We start from the raw sequence: 12106 nt of genomic DNA, 5'->3' as shown, positions 1-12106 counted from the left end.
TCACCCGGGGTGGGTCTGTCGGGAAACTACCTGCTGGTTTAGGTTGGAACCATCCAGCAGCTCGCGGTTATCGAAGGAGATCCCGTGCAAGACAGCGTCATGCCCCGACTGGTTGAGGGCCAGCAGAGCGACTCGCTCGCCAAGCTCCCCCAGCGCAACGCGGACAACGCGCCCCAGCGGGTCGCGTTCTCGATCAAGGAGCACGGGAGCTGGCGCGACGTCACCACCTCGCAGTTCCTCATCGAGGCGCGCGCCCTCGCCAAGGGCTTCATCGCCAGCGGCATCGAGGAGGGTGACCGCATCGCGATCATGGCGCGCACCCGCTACGAGTGGACGCTCGTCGACTTCGCCTCGTGGATGGCCGCGGCCGTCCCGGTGCCGATCTACGAGACCAGCTCCGCGGACCAGGTCGAGTGGATCGTCGCCGACTCGGGCGCCAAGGCCCTCGTCGTCGAGACCGCCGCGCACGCCCAGACGGCCGCCTCCGTCGCCGACGGCATGCCGACCCTCAAGCACACCTGGGTCATGGACAACGGCGACCTCGCCTCCGTGAGCGAGGCCGGCGCCTCGGTCGAGGACTCCGACCTCGACGACCGCATCGCCGCGACGAGCCGCGACAGCCTCGCGACGATCATCTACACCTCCGGCACGACCGGCCGGCCCAAGGGCTGCGAGCTGACGCACGAGAACTTCCTCGGCCTCGCGGAGAACGCGACCGCGAAGATGGCGGACGTCGTCAAGCGCGAGGGCGCGTCGACGCTGCTCTTCCTCCCGCTCGCGCACGTCTTCGCGCGCTTCATCGAGGTCCTGTGCGTCTCCGCCGAGGCCAAGATGGGTCACAGCGCCGACATCGCGAACATCCTCGAGGACTTCCAGGCCTTCCAGCCGACCTTCATCCTCGCGGTGCCGCGGGTCTTCGAGAAGATCTACAACAAGGCCAACGAGACGGCCACGGCCGACGGCAAGGGCAAGATCTTCGCCACGGCGGCCGACACGGCGATCGCGTACTCCGAGGCGCTCGACAAGGGGTCGATCCCCCTGGGTCTGAAGATCAAGCACGCGATCTTCGACAAGCTCGTCTACTCCAAGCTCCGCACGAAGATGGGCGGCAAGGTCCAGTACGCCGTCTCCGGCGGCGCCCCGCTCGGTACCCGCCTCGGCCACTTCTTCCGCGGGATCGGCGTGACGATCCTCGAGGGCTACGGCCTCACCGAGACGAGCGCGCCGGCGACCGTCAACATCCCCGACAAGGTGAAGATCGGGACCGTCGGCGCTCCCCTGCCGGGCGTCTCCCTGCGGATCGGCGAGGACGGCGAGATCCTCGTCAAGGGCCTCAACGTCCTGCGCGGCTACCGCGGCAACGAGGAGGCGACCAACGAGTCGATCGTCGACGGCTGGTTCCACACCGGCGACATCGGTGAGCTCGACGAGGACGGCTACCTCAAGATCACCGGCCGCAAGAAGGAGATCCTCGTGACCGCCGGCGGCAAGAACGTCGCCCCGGCCATCCTCGAGGACCGCCTGCGCGCCCACCCGCTCATCAGCCAGTGCATGGTCGTCGGCGACGGCAAGCCCTTCATCGCCGCGCTCGTGACGATCGACGAGGAGATGCTCCCCGGCTGGGCCGCGAACAACGGTCTCGGGGCGATCACCATCGAGGAGGCGCGTACCAACCAGACCGTCCTCGACGAGATCCAGCACGCCGTCGACGACGCCAACAAGGCGGTCTCGAAGGCCGAGTCGATCCGCAAGTTCTCGGTCCTCGACGAGGACTTCACCGAGGAGAACGGCACGCTCACGCCGTCGATGAAGCTCAAGCGCAACATCGTCATGCGCGACTACGAGGAGCAGATCGAGGCCCTCTACGGCTGACGCACCTCGCGCCCGACCGGGCGCACCTCACCAGGCCCGTGCCCGTCCCCCGGACGGCGCGGGCCTGGTGCGTCTCAGCCGGTCTCCTGCACCGCCTCCCACTGCGACCAGGGCTCCCGGCGCGCTCGCGTGGCGTTCGCCGTCTCCACGGGCACGAGACCCGCGGCGACGAGCCGACCCACGGCCTGCCGCTCGGCGCGGTCGAGCGGCAGCTCGGAGGTCCCCTCGATCTCCACGCCCGCCGACTGCGGGTCGAGCAGCGCGGTGATCATGCAGCCGCCGCAGGCCACGCCCTGCACCGGGCAGGTCCGGCACTCGACGAGCATCGCGTCTCTCCTCGGATCGTGCGTCATGTCATCTCCTCCTGGGTCGGTCCCGAGGTGCACCTCGCCAGGTCGGCCAGGCACGGACGACGCTAGGAGGGAGCACCGACAACGCTGCGACGACGACGCCCCGACGGCGTCCGCCGGGCCCGTCGGCGCGCCTCGGCAGCGTTGTCAGACCTGCTCCCTACGGTCGTGACCATGACGACGACGGCCCCCATCCAGGACACCCTGGGCCTGGGCACCGACCTGCACGAGGTGACCTTCGTCGTCGTCGACCTCGAGACGACCGGTGGCTCGCCCCGCGAGTGCGGCATCACCGAGATCGGCGCGGTCAAGGTCCGCGGCGGCGAGGTCCTCGGCGAGCTGCAGACCTTCGTCAACCCCGGCGAGCCGATCCCGCCCTTCATCCAGAGCCTCACCGGCATCACCGACGCGATGGTCCGGGACGCCCCGAGACCTGCGTCGGCTGTCGCCGCCTTCCTCGAGTTCGCGGCCGGGGCCGTGCTCGTCGCGCACAACGCTCGCTTCGACATCTCCTTCCTCAAGGCCGCGTGCGCCGCCGCCGACATCCCGTGGCCCCGGCACGAGGTGCTCGACACCGTCCACCTGGCCCGCCAGGTGATGCGGCGCGACGAGGTCCGCAACCACAAGCTCTCGACCCTGGCCCAGGTCTTCGGTGCGGGCACGACGCCCGACCACCGGGCACTGCACGACGCCCGCGCCACGGTCGACGTGCTCCACGGGCTCATCGGCCGGCTCGGCTCGCTCGGGGTGACGACCTACGAGGAGCTCGCGTCCTACACGAGCCGGGTCGCCCCGGAGGTGCGGCGCAAGCGTCATCTCGCCCGTGACCTGCCGAGCACGCCCGGCGTCTACGTCTTCAAGGACGGCCAGGGTCGCGCGCTCTACGTCGGTGTCTCCGTCGACATCCGCAGCCGGGTCAGCTCCTACTTCACCGCCTCCGAGCAGCGCTCGCGCATGGCCGAGATGGTGCGCATCGCCGAGTCGGTCACCCCGATCCCCTGCGCGACGACCCTCGAGGCACGGGTGCGCGAGCTGCGTCTCATCGCGGCCACGAGGCCCCGGTACAACCGGCGCTCCCGCAACCCGGAGAAGGTGTGGTGGGTTCGGCTGACCGACGAGCCCTTCCCCCGGCTCTCCGTGGTCAAGCAGGTGCACGCGGGCGACGAGACGTGGATGGGCCCCTTCGGCAGCCGCGGCTCCGCCGACGAGGCTGTCCGGGCGCTGCACGACGTCGTCCCGCTGCGCCAGTGCCTCACCCGGCTCAGCCCTCGCACCCGGCAGGGGTCCGCGTGCGTCCTCGCCGAGATGGGCCGCTGCGCGGCGCCGTGCGTCGGCGGGGTCGACGTGGAGACCTACGGCGCGACCGTCGCGACGGCCCGCGCCGTGCTCGCGGCCGACACCCGGCCCGCGGTCAGCGGGCTGCGGGCCCGGATGTCCGAGCTCTCTGAGCAGGAGCGCTACGAGGACGCCCGAGCCGTGCGTGACCGGCTCGCCGCCCTCGTGCGGGGAGTCGCGCGGAGCCAGCGCGCCCAGCCGCTGCTGCGCACCCCGGAGATCGTCGCCGCCCACCGCACCACCCTCGGCGGCTGGGACCTCGTGTGCATCCGCCACGGCCGCCTCGCCGGCAGCACGAGCGCACCGCGAGGGGCCGATCCCATGCCCTACGTCGACGCGCTGCGGGCCAGCGCCGAGGTCGTCGCCGCCCCGTCCGTCCCCGGCGAGTCGGCGCTACCCGACGAGACCGAGATGCTCCTGCGCTGGCTCGAGGAGCCCGGCACCCGGATCGTCGACATCGACGGCACCTGGACCTGCCCGGTCGGAGGGGCCGCGTCGGCCCAGTCCGAGCTCGCCCCTGCCCTAGGGTGGGCCTCGTGATCACCGCCATCGTTCTCATCAACGCCGAGGTCGACCGCATCCCCGAGGTCGCCCAGACCATCGCCGAGATCGAGGGGGTCTCCGAGGTCTACTCGGTGGCCGGCGACGCCGACCTCATCGCCATGGTGCGCGTCTCCCAGCACGATCAGCTCAACGACGTCATCGCCGACCGGCTCAACAAGGTCCAGGGCGTCACGGGCACGGCGACCCACATCGCCTTCCGCACCTACAGCCGGCACGACCTCGACGCCGCGTTCAGCCTCGGCGTCGAGTAGCTCTTCGGTACCGGGCCCGACCTCGGTGCCGGCGCAGCACGCCTAGCCCGCGAGACGGTGGCTCGCCTCGGACCACCGCGCCAGCGTCTGCTCGGCGCGACCGTCGTCGAGGGCCGCAGCGATGTGCTCGACCGACGCGGCGATCGCCGCGGCCGGGTCCTCGACCATCTGCCCCTGAGCCGTCGCCAGCGCGTGCGCGGCTGCGCCGTTGAGCAGGACAGCGGTCCGCGCCGGGACCCGCTCGCCGCGGAAGACCGCGCGAGCCACCTCGGCGTTGGCCGCGGGCTCGCCGCCCCGGATGTCGTCGAGGGTGCAGCGCTCCAGCCCGACGTCCTCAGGGGTGATGGTTCCCTCACGGACCTCGCCGCCGGCGACCCACCAGTACCGCGAGGGCCCGGCCGGGCTCAGCTCGTCGAGGCCCTCGTCGCCACGGAAGACGAGGGCGTCGCGCCCCCGAGCGGCGAAGACCCCGGCGATGAGGGGTGCCTGCCGAGGGTTCGCCACGCCGACGGCGGAGTAGCGCGGCTGGGCCGGGTTCGTCATCGGCCCGAGGATGTTGAAGACGGTCGGCACGCGGAGCCCCACCCGGGCGGGGGCGGCGTGCCGCATCGAGGGGTGGAAGGCGTTGGCGAAGCAGAAGGTGATCCCGGCGTCGAGCGCCACCTGCCGCACGACCTCCGGCGCGAGCGTGAGCGGGATGCCCAGGTGCTCCAGGACGTCGGCGGTGCCCGTCATGCTCGACGCAGCGCGGTTGCCGTGCTTGACGACCGTCAGGCCGGTCGCCGCGAGGGCGACCGCCGACATCGTCGAGATGTTCACCGTGTTGAGCCGGTCGCCGCCGGTCCCGACGATGTCGACCGTCTCACCGGGCACGTCGATCCGCACGGCCCGGCCGAGCATGACGTCGACCAGCCCCTCGACCTCCGGGACGCTCTCCCCCTTCGCCCGGAGCGCGACGAGGAAGCCCGCGACGGCCACCGGGTCGGCCTCGCCGGACATCACCTGCTCCATGGCCCAGCGGGCCCGGTCGGGGCTGAGGTCGTCCCCGTCGAGGAGGGTGGTGAGGATCTCGGGCCAGCTCTCGCCGCCCGACGACACGCCGGGAGAGGTCGCGGACGCGCTCACCGGGTCAGCTGGCGTGAGGACCGGGGCGGCCCTCGTCGCTCGCCCCGCCGTGGCGCACCACGTCACTGCTGCGGACGAGCTCGGCGACGGTGTCGGCGAGGACGATCGGGTCGAGCGGGTGCGGCACGACGCCGTCCGCGAGCGACCACGTCGCGAGCCAGCCGTCCTGGGGCCGACCGGTGAGCACGAGGACCGGCGGGCAGTCGAGGACCTCGGACTTCAGCTGGCGGCAGAGCGCCATCCCGCCGGTCTTGGCGGCCTCCCCGTCGAGGATCGCGAGGTCGAAGCCCCCGGCATCGATCGCCTCGACGACGGCCGGGCCGGTCGCGCACTCGAGCCACTCGCCGACCTCGACGTCGCGGGCAGGGCGTCGACCCACCGCCGCACGGACGGAGTCACGCACGGTGATGTTGTCGCTGTAGAGCAGGACGGTGGCCTGCTGGGGGACCGAGGACACGGGGCTGCTCACGGCGGCGCCGGCGGGGCTCGCAGGGGATGCGCTCATGGGCTCAGATGCTACCTGCGGGCGGCTCCGGCGACGCGTTCTGGGGGGTGCGCACAAAAGCGTCGCGGTCTCCGACATAATGACCGCGTGGCCACAGCACATTCACTTACCTCCAACGCGTCCGCGCCCCTGCCCTCGGATCCCCTCCTGGGTCCCGTGAGCCGGCCGAACATGGTGTCCGTCGGCACCATCGTCTGGCTGTCGAGCGAGCTGATGTTCTTCGCGGGGCTCTTCGCGATCTTCTTCACGCTCCGGGCTCAGCGTCCCGACCTCTGGGCCGAGAGGGTGCCGATCCTCGACGTGAAGTTCGCGGCGATCAACACCCTGATCCTCGTGGTCTCCTCGGTGTGGTGCCAGCTGGGCGTCATGAAGGCCGAGGACGGCCAGGTCGCCCGCACCGGCGGCCTGCTCCAGATCGGCCAGTGGGGCATGCGCGAGTGGTACACCCTCACCTACATCTTCGGCGCGGTCTTCGTCGCCGGCCAGGTGACGGAGTACGCGAAGCTCATCAGCGAGGGCGTCACGATGTCCACCGACGCCTACAGCTCGGTCTTCTACCTGACGACGGGCCTGCACGGCATCCACGTCACCGGTGGCCTCATCGCCTTCCTGCTCATCATCGGGCGGACCTTCACGACCCGGCGCTACACGCACGCCCAGGCCTCGGGCGCCGTCGTGACCTCGTACTACTGGCACTTCGTCGACGTGGTGTGGATCGCGCTGTTCGCCGCGATCTACCTGCTGAAGTGACCGCCCGCATGACCCCGCCCGACGCGACCCCCTCACGGACAGGACGACGAATGCCCTCGATCAACCGCCGCCACCCGGCCGCGCTGGCGCTGCTGATCCTCTTCGGCCTCTTCTTCGCCGGCACCGCGTTCGCCGCGGTCTCGCCCAAGCAGGCCGACGCCACCGCCACGACCGTCGCGTCGGTCGACGACATCGCCGAGGGCAAGAAGCTCTTCACCGCCAACTGCGCGACGTGCCACGGCGCCAACGGGCTCGGCGTCGACGGTGCCGGCCCCAGCCTCGCGGGTGTCGGCGCCGCCTCCGTCGACTTCCAGATGGAGACCGGCCGGATGCCCATGGCCAAGCCGGGCGCTCAGGCCCCGCGGGTCGAGCAGATCAAGTTCTCCGAGGAGCAGATCCACCAGATCGGCGCCTACGTCGCCTCCCTCGGTGCCGGCCCGGCCATCCCCGAGGCCGAGTACTACGACGGCTCCAAGGGTGACGCCGGCAAGGGCGGCGAGCTCTTCCGCGTCAACTGCGCGATGTGCCACAACTCGGCCGGCGCCGGTGGCGCGCTGACCCGCGGGAAGTACGCGCCGAAGGTCACCGACGTCGACCCCAAGCACATCTACGAGGCCATGCTCACCGGCCCGCAGTCGATGCCCGTCTTCAACGACGCAAACCTCACCCCCGAGGAGAAGCGCGACGTCATCGCCTACATCGAGGGTCAGCAGGAGGCCGGCAACCCCGGCGGCAACCCGCTCGGCTCGCTCGGCCCGGTCCCCGAGGGCCTGTTCATCTGGACCCTGGGCCTCGGCCTCTTCGTCGCCGCCGCCGTCTGGCTCGGCCAGAAGTCCGCCTGACGCTCCCCGCCACGACGACTCAGACAGGATCATTTCAAGATGACCGACCTCACCCCTGAGCCCGAGCGTCCCGCGGACTCCGCGGTGCGCCTCGACCAGGGCCATGTCCACGGCTCCGGTGGGATCCCGGAGCGGTTCCAGGACCCTGGCCTGCCGCCCCACGTGCACCGCGCCGCCGACCTCGACGAGAAGGCCGCGAAGCGGGCCGAGCGCAGCGTCGCTGGGCTCTTCGCCCTCTCGATGCTCGGCACCGTGCTCTTCCTCGTGGCGTACTTCATGGTCGACGTCGACACCCAGACGTTCGTGCCGCTCATCGGCACGATGAGCCTGTCGAACCTCCTGCTCGGCCTGGGCATGGCGCTCTCGCTGCTGGGCATCGGCCTCGGCGCCGTCCAGTGGGCCAAGACGCTCATGCCGGACCACGAGAGCGTCGAGGAGCGTCACCCCCTGCGCAGCGCCGACGTCGACCGCGAGGGCTTCGTCCAGACGATGACCGATGGTGCCGAGACCTCGCAGCTGACGCGTCGTCCGATCATCAAGGCGACGATGGGTGGTGCGCTCGGCCTCTTCTCCCTCCCGCTGCTCGTCCAGCTCGCCGGCAGCCTCGGCCCGCTCCCCCGCAACGACCTCTCCGTGACCTTCTGGAACGGCGAGAAGCAGGCCGACGGCAGCTGGGTGGCCAAGAAGCGCCGCCTGCACCTCGACCCCGAGGACCGTCCGATCAAGGCCAGCGACGTCACCATCGGCTCGGTCTTCCACGTCCTGCCCGAGGGCCTGCAGAGCGAGCTGCACGGCGCGGCCAAGCTCAACGAGATCACGAAGTCCACGGTGCTCCTCATGCGCCTCAACCCGGACGACTTCCAGGACACCGACAAGGGCCGCAAAGCCCGCGACTGGGGCTACCAGGGCATCGTCGCCTACTCCAAGGTCTGCACCCACGTCGGCTGCCCCGTCGGCCTCTACGAGCAGACCACCCATCACCTGCTGTGCCCCTGCCACCAGTCCACCTTCGACGTGACCAACGACTGCGAGGTCATCTTCGGCCCGGCCGGGCGCCCCCTGCCGCAGCTGAAGATCAACGTCGACTCGGAGGGCTACCTCATCGCCGAGCAGCCGTTCCAGGAACCGGTCGGCCCGTCCTTCTGGGAGCGTGAGTCCTGATGAGCACCGCTGCACGACCTGCTGACGCCCTGCGCGCCGACGACACGCCGCGCAAGGCCCCCGTCTCCCCCGGCCTGAAGAAGGTCGGCGGTGTCGCCGGCTGGATCGACGACCGGACCGGCGCCGCCAAGGGCGTCGGGTACCTCATGAAGAAGGTCTTCCCGGACCACTGGTCCTTCATGCTCGGCGAGATCGCGATGTACTCGATGATCGTCTGCATGCTCACGGGTGTCTTCCTCACCCTGTGGTTCGACCCCACCCAGGGTGAGGTCATCTACGAGGGCAGCTACGTCCCGCTCCAGGGCGTCGAGATGTCCCGCGCCTACGCCTCGACCCTCGACATCTCCTTCGACGTCAAGGGCGGTCTGCTCATCCGGCAGATGCACCACTGGTCGGCGCTGCTCTTCATCGTCGCCCTCTCGGTGCACATGCTCCGCGTCTTCTTCACCGGTGCCTTCCGCAAGCCGCGTGAGATCAACTGGGTCATCGGCTGCCTCCTGTCGATGCTCGCGCTCATCGAGGGCTTCGCCGGCTACTCGCTCCCCGACGACCTGCTCTCGGGCACGGGACTGCGGGCGGCGCAGGGCTTCATGCTCAGCGCGCCGGTCATCGGCAGCTACCTCAGCTACGCGCTCTTCGGCGGCGGCTTCCCGGGCGAGGACATCATCCCGCGCCTCTACTCGATCCACATCCTGCTGCTGCCGGGCATCCTCATCGCCCTCTTCACGGCGCACATCGTGCTCGTGGCGCTGCAGAAGCACACCCAGTACCCCGGCCCGGGCCGGACCAACGACAACGTCGTCGGCTTCCCGGTCATGCCGGTCTACGCGGCCAAGGCCGGTGGCTTCTTCTTCATCGTCTTCGGTGGCATCGCCCTGATCTCCTCCATCGTCCAGATCAACGCGGTGTGGGTGCACGGTCCGTACATGCCCAACGCGACGACGGCGGGCGCCCAGCCGGACTGGTACATGCTCTTCCCCGACGGTGCCTTGCGGCTCCTCCCCGGCTGGATGGAGTTCACCACCTTCGGCTGGACCTGGGCCTTCCCGGTGATCATCGGGTCGCTGCTCGTCATCCCGCTCTTCTACGGCGGCATGATCGCCTACCCGTTCGTCGAGGCCTGGGTCACCGGTGACAAGCGCGAGCACCACCTGCTCGACCGCCCGCGCAACCGTCCCACCCGGACCGCGCTCGGCGTCGCCGCCTTCACCCTGTGGCTCGTGCTCACGCTCGCCGCGAGCAACGACATCATGGCGATCAAGTTCCACATGTCGATCAACGACATCACGAACATGCTGCGCGTCCTCACCTTCGCCGGCCCGATCCTCGCGTTCTGGGCGACGAAGCGGATCTGCCTCTCGCTGCAGCGGCACGACCGCGAGATGGTGCTGCACGGCCGCGAGTCGGGTCGCATCGTCCGAGGCCCCGGCGGCGACTTCCACGAGGTCCACGAGCCGCTCGACGAGTACACCCGGTGGACCCTGGTCCAGCACGAGCCGGTCGCCCCGGTCGAGCTCGCTCCCGGCGAGGAGAAGGGCAAGGGCTCTCGCAAGCGCAAAATGCGGGCAGCGCTCTCCCGGTTCTACTTCGACGGTGCCGTCAACCCGGTCACCCCGGCAGAGCTCGAGGCCGCGCACCACGACGGTCACGGTCACGAGGCCATCGAGGGCTCGGACCAGACCACGGTCGGGTCGGGTCAGCACTGACCGCCCCGCCTGACCGAAGGGGCCCGGAGGCGACCGCCTCCGGGCCCCTTCGTCGTACCGCTCCCCTCGCGGTGACGACCGTCCTCCTCGCGCTGCTCGGGATGTTCGGGCCGTTCTCCATCGACACCCCCTTCCCCGCCTTCGTCCAGATGCGCGAGGACTTCGGCGTCGGCAGCGCGCAGATGCAGCAGGTCGTCAGCGTCTACCTGATCTCCTTCGCGGCGATGAGCCTCTTCCACGGTCCGCTGAGCGACGCCGTCGGGCGCAAGCCCGTCATGGTCACCGGAGCGGCCGTGTACACCCTGGCCTCGATCGGTGCCGCGCTGGCCCCGTCCCTGCCCCTCCTGCTCATCTGCCGAGCCCTCCAGGGCGCCTCGGCCGGCGCGGGGACGATCGTCTCGCGCACCGTCGTCCGTGACCTCTTCGAGGGCCCCCGCGCACAACGTCTCATGAGCGCCATCGCGATGATCTTCGGCATCGGACCGGCGGTGGCGCCGATCATCGGCGGCTGGCTGCTCCAGCTCGGACCCTGGCCGATCGTCTTCTGGTTCCTCGCGATCTTCGGCGCGTTCATCGCGGTGTCGGTCCTCGTGCTGCTGCCGGAGAGCCACCCGCCGGAGCGACGGACCCCCCTTCGCCTGGACGCGATCCTGCGCAACGTCGTCGCGGCCGCCCGCGACCGCTGGTTCCTCGTCCTCACCGGCGCGAACGCGTTCTCCTTCGCCGCCCAGTTTCTCTACATCGCGGGCGCGCCGATCCTCGTCGTCGACATCCTCGGGCTCGGCGAGCAGGACTTCTGGCAGCTCTTCGTCCCGATGGTCGCCGCCATGGTGCTCGGGTCCTTCACCAACGGCCGGCTGGCCGAGCGCGTCGCCGGGCACCGGCTCATCACCGCCGGGCAGGGCTGCTCGTTGACCGGTGCGACGGCCGCGGTGCTCCTCGCCGCTCTCCCGGGGACGAGCGGCCAGATGCCCTGGGCCCTCGTCGGGCTCGTCATGGTCGCCTTCGGGACCGGGATCTCCATGCCGGTCTACCAGCTGGCGTTGCTCGACAGCTTCCCCAACTCTCGGGGCACCGCTGCCTCGGTGAGCACCTTCCTCATGCTCTCGCTCAACTCCCTCCTCGCCGGCTTCGTCGCCCCCGTTGCGGGGCGGACGATGCTCGCCTTCTCCGCGACCAGCCTGGGCCTGCTCCTGCTCGGCATCACCCTGTGGGCGGTGCACCGACGGCACGTCATGAGAGGCTCGCCCTGATGGATGCAGTGGACGACGCCGCCTTCGAGGCCGCCGTGCGGGACGGGCTGGACGCGGTGCCCCCGGAGCTCATGGCGATGGCCGACAACGTCGCGATCTTCGTCGAGGACGAGCCGAGCGCCGAGCACGCCGACCCCACGCTCTCCGACGAGGACAACGCCGAGCTGCTCGGCATCTACCTCGGGACCCCCCTCACCGAGCGGGACGGCTGGTGGGCTGCCGGGTCGATGCCCGACCGCGTCGTGCTCTTCCGTGGCCCGCTGACCCGCATGTGCGCGGACCTCGACGAGCTCCGCGACGAGGTGGCGATCACCGTCGTCCACGAGATCGCCCACCACTTCGGCATCGACGACGCCCGGCTGCACGCCCTCGGCTGGGGCTGAGGAACCGCC

The 12106-nt window shown here is 70.6% G+C and carries 12 protein-coding genes; 9 read left to right on the top strand and 3 right to left on the bottom strand.

Annotated elements, in window-relative coordinates:
- Positions 1–84: 84 nt before the first annotated feature.
- The gene (locus JNO54_RS08615) at positions 85–1872 is read left to right on the top strand and encodes an AMP-dependent synthetase/ligase (protein ID WP_372430715.1); all 1788 of its coding nucleotides are present in this window, start codon (positions 85–87) and stop codon (positions 1870–1872) included.
- A gap of 74 nt (positions 1873–1946) precedes the next feature.
- On the opposite strand, the gene JNO54_RS08610 is transcribed toward JNO54_RS08615, so the two are convergent.
- On the bottom strand, positions 1947–2225 hold the full coding sequence (locus tag JNO54_RS08610; protein WP_204143530.1) for a hypothetical protein: 279 nt from the start codon (positions 2223–2225) through the stop codon (positions 1947–1949).
- Positions 2226–2396: 171 nt separating this feature from the next.
- On the opposite strand from JNO54_RS08610, the gene JNO54_RS08605 reads away from it, so the two are divergent.
- A complete protein-coding gene (locus tag JNO54_RS08605; RefSeq protein ID WP_204143529.1) occupies positions 2397–4097 on the top strand; it encodes a DEDD exonuclease domain-containing protein in 1701 nt (566 codons plus the stop codon).
- Complete coding sequence (locus JNO54_RS08600) at positions 4094–4372, top strand: Lrp/AsnC family transcriptional regulator (RefSeq protein ID WP_204143528.1); 279 nt, start codon at positions 4094–4096, stop codon at positions 4370–4372. Before JNO54_RS08605 ends, JNO54_RS08600 begins: the two co-directional genes overlap by 4 nt.
- Positions 4373–4414: 42 nt before the next feature.
- Here the strand turns inward: JNO54_RS08600 and trpD are convergent, their stop codons facing one another.
- Positions 4415–5497 (bottom strand): anthranilate phosphoribosyltransferase, encoded by a 1083-nt coding sequence (trpD, locus tag JNO54_RS08595; protein ID WP_204143527.1) that lies wholly within the window; start codon positions 5495–5497, stop codon positions 4415–4417.
- A 4-nt stretch (positions 5498–5501) separates the two neighbouring features.
- Positions 5502–6002 (bottom strand): response regulator transcription factor, encoded by a 501-nt coding sequence (locus JNO54_RS08590; RefSeq protein ID WP_204143526.1) that lies wholly within the window; start codon positions 6000–6002, stop codon positions 5502–5504.
- A gap of 147 nt (positions 6003–6149) precedes the next feature.
- Between JNO54_RS08590 and ctaE the strand changes: the two genes are divergently transcribed.
- The 6 genes from ctaE (at position 6150) to JNO54_RS08560 (ending at position 12097) form a co-directional block, all read left to right on the top strand.
- Positions 6150–6752 (top strand): aa3-type cytochrome oxidase subunit III, encoded by a 603-nt coding sequence (ctaE, locus tag JNO54_RS08585; protein ID WP_443667582.1) that lies wholly within the window; start codon positions 6150–6152, stop codon positions 6750–6752.
- 50 nt (positions 6753–6802) lie between these two features.
- Positions 6803–7594, top strand: coding sequence for a cytochrome bc1 complex diheme cytochrome c subunit (gene qcrC / locus JNO54_RS08580; RefSeq protein WP_204143525.1), 792 nt, complete (start codon positions 6803–6805; stop codon positions 7592–7594).
- Positions 7595–7633: 39 nt separating this feature from the next.
- Positions 7634–8755 (top strand): cytochrome bc1 complex Rieske iron-sulfur subunit, encoded by a 1122-nt coding sequence (qcrA, locus tag JNO54_RS08575; protein WP_204143524.1) that lies wholly within the window; start codon positions 7634–7636, stop codon positions 8753–8755.
- On the top strand, positions 8755–10461 hold the full coding sequence (qcrB, locus tag JNO54_RS08570) for a cytochrome bc1 complex cytochrome b subunit (protein ID WP_204143523.1): 1707 nt from the start codon (positions 8755–8757) through the stop codon (positions 10459–10461). The genes qcrA and qcrB overlap by 1 nt, the downstream gene beginning before the upstream one ends.
- Positions 10462–10532: 71 nt before the next feature.
- Positions 10533–11714 (top strand): multidrug effflux MFS transporter, encoded by a 1182-nt coding sequence (locus JNO54_RS08565; RefSeq protein ID WP_307818129.1) that lies wholly within the window; start codon positions 10533–10535, stop codon positions 11712–11714.
- Positions 11714–12097 (top strand): metallopeptidase family protein, encoded by a 384-nt coding sequence (locus tag JNO54_RS08560; RefSeq protein WP_204143522.1) that lies wholly within the window; start codon positions 11714–11716, stop codon positions 12095–12097. Before JNO54_RS08565 ends, JNO54_RS08560 begins: the two co-directional genes overlap by 1 nt.
- Positions 12098–12106 lie beyond the last annotated feature (9 nt).

It is taken from the genome of Janibacter endophyticus (genome assembly GCF_016888335.1).
GTDB lineage: Bacteria > Actinomycetota > Actinomycetes > Actinomycetales > Dermatophilaceae > Marihabitans > Marihabitans endophyticum.
Note: the sequence above shows the minus strand (reverse complement) of the source record. Positions and strands in the feature narration are given on the sequence as shown.

Excerpts from the sequence above, each read along its gene's own strand:
- qcrC (WP_204143525.1), top strand. The coding sequence starts at position 6,803 with ATGCCCTCGATCAACCGCCGCCACCCGGCCGCGCTGGCGCTGCTGATC.
- JNO54_RS08605 (WP_204143529.1), top strand. The coding sequence starts at position 2,397 with ATGACGACGACGGCCCCCATCCAGGACACCCTGGGCCTGGGCACCGAC.
- qcrB (WP_204143523.1), top strand. The coding sequence starts at position 8,755 with ATGAGCACCGCTGCACGACCTGCTGACGCCCTGCGCGCCGACGACACG.
- JNO54_RS08610 (WP_204143530.1), bottom strand. The coding sequence starts at position 2,225 with ATGACGCACGATCCGAGGAGAGACGCGATGCTCGTCGAGTGCCGGACC.
- qcrA (WP_204143524.1), top strand. The coding sequence starts at position 7,634 with ATGACCGACCTCACCCCTGAGCCCGAGCGTCCCGCGGACTCCGCGGTG.
- JNO54_RS08560 (WP_204143522.1), top strand. The coding sequence starts at position 11,714 with ATGGATGCAGTGGACGACGCCGCCTTCGAGGCCGCCGTGCGGGACGGG.
- JNO54_RS08590 (WP_204143526.1), bottom strand. The coding sequence starts at position 6,002 with ATGAGCGCATCCCCTGCGAGCCCCGCCGGCGCCGCCGTGAGCAGCCCC.